Annotated in this window: 13 protein-coding genes; 5 read left to right on the forward strand and 8 right to left on the reverse strand. The window is 44.8% G+C overall.

Annotated elements, in window-relative coordinates; genetic code table 11:
* Positions 1-99: 99 nt before the first annotated feature.
* The 5 genes from A3712_RS00710 to gcl all read right to left on the reverse strand — a co-directional run bounded on the left by A3712_RS00710 (position 100) and on the right by gcl (position 6,023).
* A complete protein-coding gene (locus A3712_RS00710) occupies positions 100-708 on the reverse strand; it encodes a TetR/AcrR family transcriptional regulator (protein ID WP_063521842.1) in 609 nt (202 codons plus the stop codon).
* 147 nt (positions 709-855) lie between these two features.
* Positions 856-2,166: a glycerate kinase type-2 family protein gene (locus tag A3712_RS00715; protein ID WP_063521843.1), complete on the reverse strand. Its 1,311-nt coding sequence runs from the start codon at positions 2,164-2,166 to the stop codon at positions 856-858.
* Positions 2,167-2,425: 259 nt separating this feature from the next.
* Positions 2,426-3,322, reverse strand: coding sequence for a 2-hydroxy-3-oxopropionate reductase (locus tag A3712_RS00720; protein WP_063521844.1), 897 nt, complete (start codon positions 3,320-3,322; stop codon positions 2,426-2,428).
* 37 nt (positions 3,323-3,359) lie between these two features.
* Positions 3,360-4,136, reverse strand: a complete 777-nt coding sequence (gene hyi, locus A3712_RS00725) for a hydroxypyruvate isomerase (protein WP_063521845.1) — start codon at positions 4,134-4,136, stop codon at positions 3,360-3,362.
* Positions 4,137-4,250: 114 nt separating this feature from the next.
* Positions 4,251-6,023, reverse strand: coding sequence for a glyoxylate carboligase (gcl, locus tag A3712_RS00730; RefSeq protein ID WP_063521846.1), 1,773 nt, complete (start codon positions 6,021-6,023; stop codon positions 4,251-4,253).
* Positions 6,024-6,337: 314 nt separating this feature from the next.
* Between gcl and aceB the strand changes: the two genes are divergently transcribed.
* Together aceB and A3712_RS00740 are read left to right on the forward strand one after the other, a co-directional pair.
* A complete protein-coding gene (gene aceB / locus A3712_RS00735) occupies positions 6,338-7,963 on the forward strand; it encodes a malate synthase A (protein WP_063521847.1) in 1,626 nt (541 codons plus the stop codon).
* Between the two features lie 85 nt (positions 7,964-8,048).
* On the forward strand, positions 8,049-8,489 hold the full coding sequence (locus A3712_RS00740) for a GlcG/HbpS family heme-binding protein (RefSeq protein ID WP_017631066.1): 441 nt from the start codon (positions 8,049-8,051) through the stop codon (positions 8,487-8,489).
* A gap of 83 nt (positions 8,490-8,572) precedes the next feature.
* Here the strand turns inward: A3712_RS00740 and A3712_RS00745 are convergent, their stop codons facing one another.
* Positions 8,573-9,055 carry a MarR family winged helix-turn-helix transcriptional regulator gene (locus A3712_RS00745; RefSeq protein WP_063521848.1) on the reverse strand — a complete coding sequence of 161 codons (483 nt, stop codon included), beginning with the start codon at positions 9,053-9,055 and terminating at the stop codon, positions 8,573-8,575.
* A 123-nt stretch (positions 9,056-9,178) separates the two neighbouring features.
* Here A3712_RS00745 and A3712_RS00750 point away from each other — a divergent pair, with 123 nt between their 5' ends.
* On the forward strand, positions 9,179-10,072 hold the full coding sequence (locus tag A3712_RS00750) for a DMT family transporter (RefSeq protein ID WP_063521849.1): 894 nt from the start codon (positions 9,179-9,181) through the stop codon (positions 10,070-10,072).
* Positions 10,073-10,152: 80 nt separating this feature from the next.
* Here A3712_RS00750 and A3712_RS00755 read toward each other — a convergent pair whose 3' ends face one another.
* Positions 10,153-11,418: an MFS transporter gene (locus tag A3712_RS00755; protein WP_063521850.1), complete on the reverse strand. Its 1,266-nt coding sequence runs from the start codon at positions 11,416-11,418 to the stop codon at positions 10,153-10,155.
* 91 nt (positions 11,419-11,509) lie between these two features.
* Here A3712_RS00755 and A3712_RS00760 point away from each other — a divergent pair, with 91 nt between their 5' ends.
* Both A3712_RS00760 and A3712_RS00765 read left to right on the forward strand, forming a co-directional pair.
* Positions 11,510-13,246 (forward strand): SgrR family transcriptional regulator, encoded by a 1,737-nt coding sequence (locus A3712_RS00760; RefSeq protein WP_063521851.1) that lies wholly within the window; start codon positions 11,510-11,512, stop codon positions 13,244-13,246.
* A gap of 233 nt (positions 13,247-13,479) precedes the next feature.
* Positions 13,480-14,397 carry a DMT family transporter gene (locus tag A3712_RS00765; RefSeq protein WP_063521852.1) on the forward strand — a complete coding sequence of 306 codons (918 nt, stop codon included), beginning with the start codon at positions 13,480-13,482 and terminating at the stop codon, positions 14,395-14,397.
* Between the two features lie 159 nt (positions 14,398-14,556).
* Here A3712_RS00765 and A3712_RS00770 read toward each other — a convergent pair whose 3' ends face one another.
* The gene (locus tag A3712_RS00770; protein ID WP_063521853.1) at positions 14,557-16,098 is read right to left on the reverse strand and encodes a GH3 family domain-containing protein; all 1,542 of its coding nucleotides are present in this window, start codon (positions 16,096-16,098) and stop codon (positions 14,557-14,559) included.
* Positions 16,099-16,472: the final 374 nt, after the last annotated feature.

Consider the following 16,472-nt stretch of genomic DNA (forward strand, 5'->3'; position numbering starts at 1 on the left):
ATCAACACAACATCGTAACACTCAAATTTAGTGGCTAGCCATTGTGCCAGTCAATGTCAGATTTACCTACTTACCAGCTCCTGGAAGACATAAATTGTATCAGCCTTTCATACCGCAACCTTTAATCACTAACTGAGTGAGAAATTCAGCGGCTTCTTCATAGTCTTTATCATCGAGCTCATCTTTCTGCATAACACTGCAAATCTGCCAGCCAAAATCGGCATAGGTTTGAGTTGCCGCCCAAATGGTAAACATCAGGTGATGCGCAGGTACGTCGTCCATCAGCCCTTTTGCTGACCAAGTCGAGAACTTATCAAGGATCATCTGTGACTGCTTATACAACTCATCACCGATCTCTTTCGGAAGTACATTAGCGCCTGACATCACTTCATTAGCAAACACTTTAGAAGCGTGTGGGTGGTCGCGTGAGATGATTAACTTAGTTTGAATGTATTGAGATAGGGCTTCTACGGGATCGCTCAGCTCTTCAATAGGACGAGAGGCTTCAAGTAACGGCTGCGTGACGGTTTCTAGAACGGCATTGTAGAGCTTATCTTTCGAGCTGAAGTAATAGAATACGTTAGGTTTGGGAATATCGGCCGCCTTCGCGATATCCGCCATTTTGGTTGCGGCATAACCATGAGTAGCGAATTGTTCACACGCCACTTCGATGATTAAATCTTGATTCTTTTGTCTGATCCTAGACATATGACTTCCTTTACAGCTCATTACTTAAACCATAGTAATCAACGTGCTTCATTAGTCCAGAAGATAATTCAAGAACTCAAGGTCACCGCATTGATAACAAAAAATGGCCGCCCACATGCACAGTGGAGCGACCCTTTTATCCGTTTGCTAAAGAATCAATATTGCACGGAAGTCATTGACGTTAGTCAGCGTGGGTCCTGTCGTCAGCAGAACGCCTGTTTGCTTGAAAAATTCATAACTATTATTCGCCTCTAGATAATCATCGGCTTTGAGTGATAAGCGAGTACCTTCCTGCCAAGTTTCTGGTGTTATCCATGCTCCGGCATTATCTTCCACACCGTCAATACCATCCGTATCAGCGGCCAACGCGAATATGTTGTCCTGCCCTTTCAGTTCGTTGTACAAGCTTAGAAGGAACTCACAGTTGCGCCCACCACGACCGTTTCCCTTAACCGTTACTGTTGTTTCACCACCTGAAAGCAATACACAAGGAGTCTCTAATGTATGCTTATTATTGGCGACTTGTTTAGCTAATGCTGCGTGCACCTTCGCCACTTCTCTCGCTTCCCCCTCGATGCAATCACTCAACACATACGCAGGGATACCCAAACCTTCAGCCTCTGCCGCCGCTGATTCAAGAGCAGACATTGGAGTCGCGATAATATGGTGCTCGGCGTTTTTCCAACAAATGTCATCTGGCTTGATGGTTTCAGATTCTGGGTTATTCAGCCATTCAAATGCCGAGCCTGGTATTTCTATTTGGTAGCGTTCCAATATGGCGAGCGCATCAAAACGCGTGGTGGTGTCCGGTACGGTTGGTCCAGATGCAATCACACTGATGTCATCACCCGGCACATCCGAAATCGCCAATGACACCACTCTTGCTGGATACGCTGCTTTGGCAAGTCGGCCGCCCTTTATCGAAGATAAATGCTTACGAACACAGTTCATCTCATCAATGGCTGCACCAGATTTAAGCAACGCTTTGTTGATTTGTTGCTTCTCTGCCAAGCTAATATCACCACCAGGCAAACTCAGTAATGCGGAACCACCTCCCGACAAGAGACATATCACGGTGTCGTCTTCACTTAGGTTGCTCACCAACTCCAACATCCGGTGACCGACTTCAAGCCCCATCGCATCCGGAACTGGGTGCGCCGCTTCGATCACCTCGATGTACTCACATGGCGCGAGGTGTTCATAACGAGTCACAACCAAGCCTTCTAAATCACGTAGCGCAAGGTCTTGCTGTTTCTTAGCTTGCCATACGGCTTCCAATTCAGCGGCCATCGATGCTGCCGCTTTCCCTGCCCCGATAACGAGAGTTCGCCCGGCTTGATTTGCCGAGCGATAAAATATGTCTTGAGGAAGAAAAGGTTCAATGTGATTTTTGGGTAGTGCTTGATTTACAGCACTTGAGAAAAGGGTTTTCAGAAACTGCTTAGCATCAATGTCCATCAGCCACTCCTTAGTTGACGGAGGAAAAAAGAACCCCAATACAAGGCGAAAGGGTGCCTGCTAAGATCAAGTTGGAAGGAACAACTTCAACCTTTGCCTCGTATAGGGATACGCGTATAAAAGGAGACGAAACTACGCTATTTATAAACAAACTGTTTGAAATTGGGGGGCTAACTTATCGAAGCTAGCCCTGATTCATTGGTTTTAGTTTCAGCAGAAACTACAAAACCAATTATTGAGACGGATTACTCGTTAAGGATTAGCGAATTGAGTGATCAGAACGCTTTTCTATCGCTTGAATCAGCGCAGAGTGATCCCAACCTTCACCGCCCATTTCAGCACATTCACCAAACAGCTCTTGCGCGTTAGTTGTGTTTGGCAGCGCAACGCCTAGCTCTTGTGCGCCCGTTAGCGCAAGGTTTAGATCTTTCTGGTGAAGCGAGATTCTAAAGCCAGGATCAAATGTGCCTTCCACCATGCGTTCACCGTGCACCTCAAGGATCTTAGAATTAGCGAAGCCGCCCAGTAACGCCTGGCGAACTCGTGCTGGGTCAGCGCCGGCTTTTGATGCAAACACTAGCGCTTCAGAGACCGCTTCAATGTTCAGCGCAACGATGATCTGGTTGGCAACCTTACACGTTTGACCAGCACCGTTATCACCCACCAGCGTGATATTTTTGCCCATCACTTCAAATAGAGGTCGAGCTTTATCAAAAGCGTCTTGCTCACCACCCACCATAATAGTCAGAGCAGCATTGATCGCGCCCACTTCACCACCAGAAACCGGAGCATCAAGGTATGACGCACCACCTTCGTTGATACGCGCCGCAATAGCTTTAGTGGCGATAGGTGAGATAGAACTCATATCGATGACTAACTTGCCCATCGCACCACCAGCAGTAAGACCTTGCTCGACACCGTTATCACCAAACAGCACCTCTTCTACTTGAGGAGTGTTCGGCACCATAAGAATAATGACATCCGCCTGTTCCGCGGCTTCAGCAGGGGAATGACAAACCGTCGCGCCTGCTGCAACCAACTCGGCAGGAGCAGCGTTGAAATGATCCGACAGAATCAAATCGTGACCCGCTTTTTGAAGGTTACTCGCCATAGGTTTACCCATGATGCCAGTTCCGATAAATGCAATTTTAGACATGTTGTTCTCCTTAACGTTTGAGGGTTACCAGGCGCAATTAACGGTACTGGTTCAGCCAACCAAGGCCTTCTGTCGTTGTCGTTTTCGGTTTGTATTCGCAGCCAACCCAGCCTTGATAGCCAAGCTCATCAAAGTAGTTAAGTACGAATGGATAATTGATTTCTCCGGTACCCGGCTCGTGTCGACCAGGGTTATCAGCCAGCTGCACATGAGCGATTTGACCGATGTTCTGCTGCATGGTCGGCGTAAGATCGCCCTCCATAATCTGCATGTGATAGATATCGTATTGGATAGAAAGATTATCGCTCGCCACCTCTTTAATGATGGCTTTCGCTTGCTCTGTGGTATTCAGGAAAAAGCCCGGAATATCGCGCGTGTTAATCGCTTCAATCACTAGGCCAATGCCTTCCGCAGCCAGAGCATTTGCGGCGTAGTGAAGGTTAATCACAAAGGTTGCCTGAGCGTCTTGCACAGTCACTCCCTGTGGGACAATGCCAGCCAAACAGTTCACCTGTTTACAGCCCAGTTTCTTGGCGTAAGCGATCGCTTTAGGAACGCCCGCTTGAAACTCTTCTATGCGTGCTGGGTCAACCGCAATACCACGTTCACCAGCATCCCAATCCCCAGCAGGCAAGTTAAATAGCACTTGCTCTAGATTATTAGCATCAAGCTTTTGTTTAATCTCATCCGCATCAAAGGCATATGGGAAAAGGTATTCGACGCCCTGAAAACCGGCCTCTGCGGCGGCTTCAAAACGGTCCATAAAATCAACTTCCGTGAATAACATTGACAAGTTTGCTGCAAATTTTGCCATGACTCCGTCCTTACTCTTTGTTTGGTGAAGCTAATGTGGTTTGGTGAAGCCTCGCTCTATTGGAGGCTTTCCGTAGAGATCAATCTCGCTCTACGGATACACATTATTTCGTGATTACTTGTACGCTAGCGCGGTTGGCGCATCGCTGCTGCTTTCCGCAAGCGGTTCAAATTCGTTGATAGCGTTGATCTCTACGCCCATAGAGATATTGGTTACGCGCTCCAAAATCAGCTCAACAACCACAGGTACTTTGTGCTTGTTCATGAGCTCTTTGGCTTGCTCAAACGCTGCTGCAATTTGGTCTGGCTCACGAACTCGAATGGCCTTACAACCAAGGCCTTCAACAACTGCCACATGGTCAACACCGTAGCCTTCAAGCTCTGGCGCATTCTGATTATCAAATGCCAGTTGCACACAGTAATCGATATCAAACTGACGCTGCGCTTGGCGAATCAAGCCTAGGTAGGAGTTGTTCACCAGTACATGAATATATGGCAGCTTGAATTGAGCACCTACTGCCAGCTCCTCAATCATAAATTGGAAGTCGTAGTCACCGGATATAGCGACGATATCGCAATCCGGATCCGCAGCTCGAACACCCAATGCAGCAGGTGTTGTCCAACCAAGCGGACCAGCCTGACCACAGTTGATCCAATGTCGAGGCTTGTACACATGAAGGAACTGCGCTGCGGCAATCTGCGATAAACCAATGGTGCTGACATAGCAAGTATCACGACCAAAGGCTTTGTTCATCTCTTCATAAACGCGCATCGGTTTCATCGGTGCTTCATCGAAATTGGTTTTGCGTAGCATGGTCGACTTGCGCTCCTGACATTCACCTACCCAGCCACTTCGATTTGGTAATTTACCTGCATCACGCCACTCTTTAGCGACTTCAACCATGAGCTCAAGTGCTGATTTTGCATCTGAAACAATGCCTAAATCAGGGCAGAACACACGACCGATTTGGGTAGGTTCAATATCGACATGAACAAACTTACGACCTTCCGTGTAAACATCGACAGAGCCAGTATGGCGGTTAGCCCAACGGTTACCAACGCCAAATACGAAGTCAGAGTTGAGCATGGTTTCATTACCGTAACGGTGAGAGGTTTGTAGACCCACCATACCTGCCATTAACTCGTGGTCATCTGGGATAGAACCCCACCCCATCAAGGTTGGAATTACTGGTACACCTGTGATTTCTGCAAACTGCTGCAGCAACTCAGATGCGCCAGCGTTGATAACACCACCACCTGAGACAATCAGAGGTTTTTCAGCTTGTGTCATCATGGTGAGTGCTTTCTCAACCTGTTCGTGAGTCGCTTTTGGTTTGTATGGTTCAAGCGGCTCGTAGGTATCAATATCGAACTCAATTTCGGCTAACTGTACATCTAGAGGTAGGTCAATCAGCACTGGACCAGGACGCCCTGAACGCATCAAATGAAAGGCCTTTTGAAAAGCGCGTGGCACTTGAGCTGGCTCCAGTACCGTGGTTGCCCACTTAGTGACAGGCTTGGCAATGGATTCGATGTCGACCGCTTGAAAATCTTCTTTATGAAGGCGAGCACGTGGAGCCTGACCTGTAATACATAGGATAGGGATCGAATCAGCCGATGCCGAATAAAGACCTGTGATCATATCCGTCCCTGCAGGACCTGAAGTGCCAATACACACACCAATATTATCTTGGTTAGTACGTGTGTAACCTTCAGCCATATGTGAGGCACCCTCTACATGTCGAGCCAAGACGTGATCGATCCCTCCGAGTTTTTTCATTGCTGCGTACATTGGGTTTATTGCTGCGCCGGGAACACCAAATGCGATGTCTACTCCTTCACGTTTAAGCACTTCAACCGCTGCTTCAATCGCTTTCATAATTGCCATTCGAACCTCCAGTCCAGATTGTATACAATTAAATAAATCTTTGTGTACTATGAATCATCCTCAGCATTTATCAAGCCCAATTTGAAACAACTTTGTTACATCAACCTACCCTATTGAGCAGCAGAAAAGCCTGAAAACCTTACAATTCATCACTTTACATAAAATATCTTTACGTGAAAATAAATACCAAAAAAATCAAATGATAAATAAATGTTAAATATCATTTGCTTGTTTACAATTTCTACAATATAAATACCGTTAAAAAGAACATTTTGTATACAAAATGACATCATATTGTGTAAAGGAGACAAGCAATAATGAATGACGTGAAAGAAAGAGAAGAAATACTGTGTATGCAGGTACTTGGGAATATGGACACCCCCGAGTACAAAGAGATCTTGTCTAAAGGTGCATTGAAGTTCTTAGAAGCTATCGTTAACAAGTTTGGAGATCGCCGTCATGCCCTGCTCAATGATCGCGACATAAAACAAGCGCAATATGATGACGGTGAGCTACCTAATTTTAGAAAGGACACTCTCTCTATTCGTCAGAATAAAGAGTGGAAAGTCGCAACACCGCCATCAGAATTACTGGATCGACGCGTAGAGATCACTGGCCCTATCGAGAGAAAGATAGTGATCAACGCATTAAACTCAGGTGCGAAAGTCTTCATGTGCTGTTTTGAGGATGCGTCCTCCCCAACTTGGGCCAACATGGTCGAAGGGCAAATTAACTTAAGAGATGCCAATTTAGGCACCATCAGCTATTTTGATGAGAAGAAACAAAAGAACTACCAGCTAAACAGCGATCCTGCCTTACTAATCGCTCGCCCTCGTGGAATCCATTTACCGGAACAATCGATTCAATTCAACAATCAACCTATCGCAGGTTGTCTGATGGACTTTGCGTTGTACTTTTTCCACAACTATCAATCACGTGCACAGCAAGGGTTGGGCGTTTACTACTACATTCCAAAGCTTGAGAGCATGGAAGAAGCACAATGGTGGGACGACATTTTCAGTTTCACCGAGAACTATTTCAACGTAGCAAAAGGCACCATCCGTACGACTGTATTGATTGAAACGCTGCCAGCCGTTTTCCAAATGGAAGAAATCTTGTACGCCATGCGCGATCACATCGTTGCGATGAACTGCGGCCGTTGGGATTACATCTTCAGCTACATCAAAACACTGAAAAATCATAAAGATCGTATCTTGCCAGACCGTCACGGGATCGGCATGGATCAAGAGTTCCTGAACGCTTACAGCCAACTGTTGGTTCGTACTTGTCACGCTCGCGGAGCACTGGCAATGGGGGGCATGTCAGCCTTCATTCCAGCAAAAGATCCGCAAGAGATGGAGCGTGTTACCGCTAAAGTTATTGAAGACAAACAAAGAGAATCACAAAACGGTCACGATGGCACATGGGTCGCGCACCCTGCCTTAGTTGATTTAGCGATGTCGATCTTCGACAAGCACCTTGATGGCAAAGTGAATCAAATGGATTTCCAAAGCCCGGAGCACACCATCAATGCCGACACCTTACTTAAACCATGTGAAGGCAGCCGCGACGAGGCCGGCGTACGCAAGAATATCCGTATTGCGCTGTATTATATCGAGGCTTGGATCCAAGGCTACGGCTGTGTACCTATTTACGGACTAATGGAAGATGCCGCCACCGCAGAGATCTCAAGAGCCAACATTTGGCAATGGATTCATCATGGCGTCACGCTCGATGACGGCCGAATCTTTACCAAACAACTGCTCCACTCTTGGCTTTACCAAGAGTTAGACACAATAAAACACGAAGTCGGTGACTCGCGCTACGCAGTAGGTCGATTCGAAGAGACGGCCGATCTTTTCTATCAACTTTCTACAGCCGAAGAGTTCGCTGCCTTCCTAACTTTACCCAGCTATGGGCTTTTGCAAGAATCCAGCTAGGCGTCTTGCGGCGATTCAAACAGATCAATAAACACTGATTTTGGTCTGCTTGAATTAGCCAAGCCCCTGAAAATTAGGAGATAACATGGGAAGTTTGACTCTACAACAAGCGTTAACCATCATAGATGGCACCTTTAAAGCAGGCAAAAAGATTCACACAGAGCCACTCACTGTTGCTGTGTTAGACAGCGGTGGCAAACTGATTTCTCTGCAACGTCAAGATGGCTCCAGCATGATGCGACCTGACATCGCCATTGCTAAAGCCTGGGGCGCACTCGCACTAGGGTGTTCCTCAAGAAAACTCGCCCAAGATGCTGACAACAGGCCAGCATTTATCTCCGCCGTGAACGTACTCGCACACGGAAACATGGTGCCAGTACCAGGGGGCTTACTGATTCGAGACAAGGATAAAACGGTACTCGGTGCTATTGGTGTCAGCGGTGACATTTCAGACATCGATGAAAGCTGCGCCATCAATGGAATTGGCTGCGCAGAACTGTTTAGTGACGAGATGCTGCAGGCTTAATCCAGCAATAGAGATAACTTAAAAAGAAAAACCGAAGCCTTATGCTTCGGTTTTTTAATGAATCTAAAAAGAGATAAGCGAACCTACTCGTAGGCACTCAACCAAGTTTTTAAAAGTTGGTTAATGTTTTTCTTCTGGCTTGCCGATAAAGACTTAACCAGCTTTTTCTGCATTTCGACATGCTCAGTCATCATCTCATCAATCAGAACTAAACCATCTTTAGTCAATTTAACGCTGACGCTTCGTCGGTCTTCTTTACTGTGCTCGCGGCTGATTAACCCTTTAGCTTCCAGTTTATCAAGGCGATTAGTCATCGCACCTGATGTCAGCATCATTGACCCAATCAGCTCAGAGGGCGTTAATCGGTATGGCTTGCCAGAGCGTCGCAAGGTTGCCAATACATCAAACTCACCCAATTTCATGTCGTATGTTTTATGAAGGTCGGCAACTTGCGTCTCCATATACTTGGCAATACGCATAATCCGGCCCATCATTGCCATAGGCTCAGTTTCTAATTCGGGCTTTTCCTTTGCCCATTGCTCTACAACGCGGTCGATAGCATCCATTTGCAATCTAGCTCCGTTATTAGTCTGAATACTTTAAACTAGTTTAACATAAAGATACTTTACAACCACTAGTTCTCGGTATACAGTTCACACAATAGTTATCTTAACGTAAAGATATTATAGATGAATATATTATTAGCAATGATTCCCGCATTCTTTTGGGGAACAACTTATGCAGTGACACAATTTACGCTACAGGGGTGGCCACCACTATTACTAGGTGCTTTACGTGCATTACCTGCTGGTTTGTTATTGCTAGCGGTAAAGCCAACACTGCCGACAAAAGGCGAGTGGCAAATCATTTTCACTCTAGGCCTGATCAACATCGCGACCTTCTTTGGTTTGATCTTCGTGATGGCACTAACCCTGCCTTCGGCGATTTCCGGCGTGGGTATGATCTCTGTGCCTGTGTTCGCAATGATCTTCCATTGGGTAGTGAAAAAGCAGCGCCCACATTTGATTCAAGCCTTGTCAGGTATTGGATTAGTCACCTTGGCGTGGATTCTATTCAACCCAAGCCAAATCGCATTGAACCCTATCGGTTTAGGTGCCATGTTTGCCGCGATCATGTGTATCGTTATCGGCAGTAGCATTACCAAATCGCTGGGTAATCGCATGCACTGGTGGAAGGTACTGACATGGCAGCTCATTCTGGGCGGGGCAATCTTGTCCATCGCGTCTGGCATTCATGCCTTCATCGACCCGCAGCCTTATGTGAATGCTGTGACTCATTTCGATACTCGCAACGCAATGGGCTTGGTTTGGGTGATTGGGCTAAACACAGCGCTGGGTTACGGTATGTATGTATGGCTACTACAACGTATGACGGTGGTTGATTTCACCTTTGGTGGCATCGCCAATCCAGTGGCGGGCATCGTGACAGGTATGGTGTTAATGGGTGAATCCTTCACTGCAGTACAATACTCGCTCATGACAGGCATGATCATCATGTCACTGCTACCACAACTGATTCTTGCAATCCGACAGTCCAAAACCGTCAAACCTGTTACGCAGTAAAGCTGCAAACTAAACTACAAAAACGCGCCTTAAATTGGCGCGTTATTTATTAATGGTCATTACAAAACTTAAGCCTAAATCTAATCAATATATCGAACCTTGGTCACCATCAACCCAAAGGCAGCCAACACTTGAGCCACAAAACAGCTGACAAAAAGTACCGACAAACCAAACATTGTCACCAGGTATCCAGAAGCAGCCAAACCAAATGGCATCAAGAGTTTAAACAAAGACCCTGTAATTCCAGCAACACGACCAAGGTGCTTTTCCTCGAATGCTTCTTGGCGATAGCTCCAAATACAAATGCTGCTGTAGACGCCAATCGCACTCACCCATAAGAACGAAATCATCAATACGCCTTTTTCAATGACAACCATGTGCGCTGAAGTCATACCTTGCAGTAAATAGCTTTGACTCAGCAATGCAGGGAACAAGAATCCAAACGCCTCTAATACAATAGACAAAATAAGCAGTACGCCAAGCCCAATGCGCTTTCTAACCTTATCCGCGGTAAAAGAACCTAATAATCCACCGACACCGGACGCCGCGATCAAGTAACCCACCTCGATATGACTGAGCGCTAATTCAGCTTTGGCAAAATAGATGCCTTGAATCCAGAAAATTGCACCTGTGGTATTGATCACCATCACGACCAAGGTGATGTGCCACATGTTTTTATTCGCATATAAGATCAACCAACCCTCTTTAAGCGCACTAAGCACCGACTGTTGAGCCACGGGGGCTGATGGCTTGAATTCCAGTTTATTGAGCTGCCAAAACGCTAGCACATACATCCCCACAATAAGCAAAAACACGTTATGTAACGCAGACAATAAAAGCAGCCCCCCAGACAAAACCGGGCCAACAGTTTCTAACAAACTGTACAAAGAACTCATTCTCGCGGTGGCGGTATTTTGCATGTGCAGAGGTAAAACATTTTTCATCATCCCAATACGCGCATTGTGGTAACCATAGTTAAACGCCATCATCAGGAACGCGCACGGAAACAGGGCGTACAATGGGTTCGGCAACCATCTTACTGCAATATAAGAGACGACCAATACTGCTGCTTGCCCGATCAACATGCATTGTGACCACTGCTTTTTATTAAACCTATCAACCCAAACACCGATGAACAGCGCTAATAGTAGGTTGGGTAAAAACTCGACGGCTCTCATCCAACCCATCATCTCTGAAGACTCTGTCAACTCGTAAACCAACAAGGGCAAAGCAAGGTCATAAATCTTGGTACCAAAGGCAACAAAGAACGCCGTTGAGAACAAAACAATAAAGCTTGAGCTTTTCCAAATAGAGGGTGACGCCTCTGCACCTTTTACACTTTCCATTTCTTATTCCTTTTAAAAACAATCGAATAACCCTATTATCGAAATTAAAAGATGAAGAAAAATAGAAAGATTAAACAAGGATTTCACCTTTATGCATTACTGGAAGGCTCTGGCATTTCTACGTTCTCGGGTACTCGTTAACCAACCGACCTCACTCTCTTTAACTGAAATAACGAATGCGCTAGGTTGTACCAGACGCAACGCTCAATTGGTGATCAAAAAGCTAGTCAGCGAAGGCTGGATTGACTGGAAGTCGGGAGTTGGCAGAGGCAACCTACCCACACTCACGCTATTAAAAAGCTTGGAGCGTGAGCTTGAGATACGAATAGATGAATTGCTCTCTGAGAATAAAGTTGACCAAGCATTGGATCTGGTTGATGAATCACAACGGGATCAGTTTCTACTAGGTTATATCAGCCGCTATCAAAGCTTGCCGACTGAACTAGATATTCTGCAAATCCCTTTTTATCGGGGAACACACAGTCTGGACCCGATTGAGGTCACACGACGCACTGAAGCTCACATCACTAGCTACCTTTTTAGTAACTTACTACGTTTCAACAAGTCAACTCACTCGTTTGATGGTGATCTTGCCATTGATTGGTACCAAACAGAGCACCGTTGGCACTTCACGTTACGCAAAGGCTTAGTCTTTCATGACGGTTCACCGATTCTAGCGCAAGACGTCAAAGCACACTTTCAACGTCTGATAGGCAGCAGTCATCACAATAGTCAGCAATTTAAATGCATCTCCGCTATTACTGTTATCGATCCGCTTCACCTCTGTTTCGATATCAATGCCAACACAGGCTACCTTCCGTCACTCCTGTCGTGCTCCGCCGCAGGTGTTGCCAAAGAAGTAGGAGGGAATATCATTGGTAGCGGCAGCTTTAAATTGGTGGAACAGTCCGAATGGCTAACCAGACTCGAAGTTTTCAGCTCCTACCATGCGCACCGACCTTGGGTAGACGGTATAGAAATTTGGAATGTTGGTGATAAAGCCAAAGACTATGAAATGCACTGCGATATTGTTCACTCACACCCACATTACCAGTACTCATCGATCTCAAACGAGCTTGCCGAAATAGAACAGTGGGAAAAGGGGTGCGAGTACGCTGTGATAAACCCACATCGACACACTTGGCTATCAAACCCACAACACCTTAAATCACTGAGTGAATTACTACGTTTGCTGGGGATCGCGAAAGACATACCTCTGGACACTGTCGGCTACGCCGCGGGGATGCTATCGACGTCCAATCAATCAACACAGCCAAAGATAGAAACGGCGAATAACAAAAGCCCATTGCAAATGGCTCGACAATTCGCAGACCAGCTTAGCAAGCCTAAACAACCGTTAAAGATCCTAACCTACCAGCTGTTTGACCACATAAAAATGGCTCGCCACTATTGTGAGCGGTTGAATGAACTTGGTTTTATCTGCGAATATCAAGTGCTTGAGTTCCCTGAATTTTGCCAGTCAGATAGCCTAAAAGAAGCTGACATATTAATTAGCGGCGAAGTATTTTCAGATAACCTCGATAGTAGTTGGATGGGGTGGCTACAAAGTTCTATCACATTAGAAGTGTGCCTCACTGATGAGCAAAAACAGTGGCGAGATGAAAGCCTTGAACGGCTCTGGAAAATAACCGATTACCAACAACGACAACCTCTCTTCCTAAACATAGAAGCGCAATTGATCGCATTCGGAATCTATCGACCAATTTTTCACGTTAAACAGCAGCTCAATTATGCCAAAACCGTGAATCCTGTGGAGCAGTTGGCGAACGGCTGGATTGATTTCAATCAAATCACTATGCGCCGCTAAATTGGTCAATTCTCAACCCAAATTAAACCTCACAAAGAACAATGACTTTATGTAAGTATCAATTGATAAAAATATTTACCTATAAAAGTCAATATTATAGATTTAATTTCTACATTTAACTTCAATTAGAGACAAAAAGACAAATTTTTTCTCCGACGACCTCCTTATACTGTGACACGTCATTAGGGCGCTACAAGCCTATGATTTAAAATAATTATTAAAGAGTAGTCACCATGAATTCGAAGTCGCTAACTATCTTACTTTTTGTCTCTGTTTGCTTAATTTGGGGAACCACTTGGTTCGCTATGGAAGTGGCATTGCATTCTATACCACCAATTTTTGCTACTGGACTGCGCTTTTTACTTGCTGCCCCTCTGCTTGCAGTACTAGCAAAAGCCTTCAATCAACCTTTGCTGTTCCCTAAGGGCAAGCGTCAATGGCTACTTATTGTGGCACTGATGTATTTCGCGATTCCGTTCACTTTGATGATCTACGGTGAGCAATACATCTCTTCTGGTTTGGCTTCGATCATCTTCGCTAACATGCCTGTTGCTGTGATGCTGATGTCGGGTTTATTCCTTGGTCTACGCTTAGCGAAGCATCAAATATTCGGCCTAGTTACCGCGGTTATCAGCCTGTGTTTAATTCTTGGCAACGAAATGCAAATGGGTGGTGATGACTACTTTATTGGTACGGTTTGCCTAGGTCTTGCGGTTGCGATTCACGCGGTAATGTACGTGTTAGTTCAAAAACACTGTAAAGGCATCGAGGTACTGACTTACAACGCTGTACCAAGTTTCATTGCTGCAATTTTCTTGTTTACAGTATCGGCAGTAGGTGAGAACGTGAACGTAGAATCTTTCACTTGGGATTCTATCTCAGCGGTCGTGTACCTAGGTTTTGTAGCAAGTGTCGGCGGTATTGTGGCTTACTTCAAACTAGGTCAGGTTTCGACGCCGTTCCAAGCATCCATTTGTTTCCTTATCTTCCCAGTGGTTGCACTGTTGATCTCTTGCTACATCAATGGTGAGGTGCTTTCGGAACAGTCTCTGCTTATGATGATCCCTCTGCTTTGTGGCATCTTGCTAACTAAAGCACCGAAGAGCATCTTCAAGCTGCGTTCAACCCTTAAAGCGGCAAGCACTAACTAAGTAGCTAAACAACTAAAACCAAAGCCATATTCAAACTGCCCCAGAAACAAAGCGTGTGTTTCTGGGGTCTTGTCTATTAGTCTATATGTTTAACTGTAGTGAGGATGAACACACTCTCTAACTACGCAAAGTAGCACTTACTCAGTCATACAAAACTTCTTACCCAGCCTCATATATTTCTTCAAGGGTTGTGACTTGAGAAATTGAATCCATTTGACCGAGTAGAAAGTTCGCAATTTCACGGTTATTGGACACTCTAGGTACCTTTTGTTGATTATCAACTTGTTTTTTATTTTCAGTTAGGTAGTCGCAAAATGAGCGTTCTCTTAGCCTTGTTACTATGGGTATGCTGAGTTCTCCCTTACTTCGGAATGCTTGATAAAACGCACATTGTGCCATTAATGCTTCATCAAGCTCTTCAGCTAAAATCGATAAATTAACCTGTTCATTATCAGGTATTTCAATAAACCAATGATGGTAAAATAACTTGGTGTCATTGCAAATCGGGCTAGGAGCGACCGTAAACTCATGGACACTAATATTTAACTTTTCCGCGACTTGACTCATTACCAACTCAACATGTTCGCTACGGATATGTTCACCCATAATATTTAACTCATGCTGTGTCCTACCACATACCACGATACGGTAAGGGTTGATGGAAACAAATCTTACGATATCGCCTACACAATAACGGTATAAGCCCGAAAACGTCGAAATCAACATCACGTAGGCTTGATCTCTCTCAACCTCTTGTAAAGAGAGACATGTGGGCGTCGCTGTATGAAATTCGCTCAACGGAATGAATTCAAAAAAAACGCCGTTATGAGTGTCGAGCAACATACCGTCTTCTTTTAAATCTTGCACAGCAAAAAAGGCCTCCGAGGAACAATAAAACTCTCGAACATTGATTTTATGGCCTAGCATTTTTTCTATTGCGGGTAAGTAAGGTTGATATCGAGTCCCCGAAGAATAGAAGGTATCAAGATTTGGGAAGATATGATGTAAGCACTCAGAGCCAGAAACTTTTTGGCAAGCTTGTAACATTACAACTACCCATGAAGGAAAGCCGACCATAGAACGAATATCCTTGGCATTAATGGCTTCTCGCGCAATTTGTAGCATCATCTCTTCATGCTCAGGAATGTCTAAAGTTTCTTCAACCGGTACCACTCCTTTAAACAGCCTTTTAGGCAATAGCTTTCGAGTCAGCCCTGATAGTCTACCAATAGGAAAACCATTCATCGAGACTGTTTTACATGACCCCGTTAGAGCAATACAATTAGCATGAACTAGTGATTTTTGCTGGCTTATTAAAGGGTATAAATGTGCCAATTGCATTGAGCCTAACAATTGATTTGCCTGACTTTCTTTTGTCACAGGAACATATTTAATTTCTCCCGTGGTACCTGACGTACAAGCAAAGTAACGAGGCTTGCCCGGCCAAAGCACACTCTCTTCTCCAAGAACAACTCTTCGCATGTAAGGGGCGATTGTTTCGTTAGTCTGAATGGGAACAAGTGATTGAAAATCTTTAACGGTGCAAATACTAGAAAAATTATTTTGCTTGCCGAATTGGGTCTTCCGACCCGACTTTATCAGTTTCTTAAATACATTACTTTGTCCAGAGATGGGGTCTTTAAGTAGTTTTTTATATTTCCTCTTAGTTTGAGCATACCGAAGTGTGTGGATAATTTTCACTTTTTAGTCCTTATCATTAGGTGGAGTTTGTTTACATGAACTGCGTAACAAGAAGGTAAGTGGATAGACGGTATTGAATGCGCATCTTTTTAGTAAAAGGCACTGATATTCATGCATAACCTATAAAAGCATGTAAGCCATTACTATTTGATCTTTCACGTTCCGCTTGTCTTTGAAAACCAAATTAGTCTTCGCAATTCCAGTCATTACTCCTTTGTTAGCCAACTAACATTAGCCAAACAAATGATACTCACACTGTTTCATATCTAAATATTTTAAAGGACTGTATGATTTTTGAATTCAATCACTATTTATAATGCAACAACCATAGTGTTGCGTAGGGTGGTAAGTTCTATTGACTGAGGACGCATTTA

This window comes from Vibrio sp. HI00D65 (genome assembly GCF_001635455.1).
GTDB lineage: Bacteria > Pseudomonadota > Gammaproteobacteria > Enterobacterales > Vibrionaceae > Vibrio.

Coding starts and splice junctions, on each gene's coding strand:
- A3712_RS00710 (WP_063521842.1), bottom strand. CDS start 708: ATGTCTAGGATCAGACAAAAGAATCAAGATTTAATCATCGAAGTGGCG.
- A3712_RS00715 (WP_063521843.1), bottom strand. CDS start 2,166: ATGGACATTGATGCTAAGCAGTTTCTGAAAACCCTTTTCTCAAGTGCT.
- A3712_RS00720 (WP_063521844.1), bottom strand. CDS start 3,322: ATGTCTAAAATTGCATTTATCGGAACTGGCATCATGGGTAAACCTATG.
- hyi (WP_063521845.1), bottom strand. CDS start 4,136: ATGGCAAAATTTGCAGCAAACTTGTCAATGTTATTCACGGAAGTTGAT.
- gcl (WP_063521846.1), bottom strand. CDS start 6,023: ATGGCAATTATGAAAGCGATTGAAGCAGCGGTTGAAGTGCTTAAACGT.
- A3712_RS00740 (WP_017631066.1), top strand. CDS start 8,049: ATGGGAAGTTTGACTCTACAACAAGCGTTAACCATCATAGATGGCACC.
- A3712_RS00745 (WP_063521848.1), bottom strand. CDS start 9,055: ATGGATGCTATCGACCGCGTTGTAGAGCAATGGGCAAAGGAAAAGCCC.
- A3712_RS00750 (WP_063521849.1), top strand. CDS start 9,179: ATGAATATATTATTAGCAATGATTCCCGCATTCTTTTGGGGAACAACT.
- A3712_RS00755 (WP_063521850.1), bottom strand. CDS start 11,418: ATGGAAAGTGTAAAAGGTGCAGAGGCGTCACCCTCTATTTGGAAAAGC.
- A3712_RS00760 (WP_063521851.1), top strand. CDS start 11,510: ATGCATTACTGGAAGGCTCTGGCATTTCTACGTTCTCGGGTACTCGTT.
- A3712_RS00765 (WP_063521852.1), top strand. CDS start 13,480: ATGAATTCGAAGTCGCTAACTATCTTACTTTTTGTCTCTGTTTGCTTA.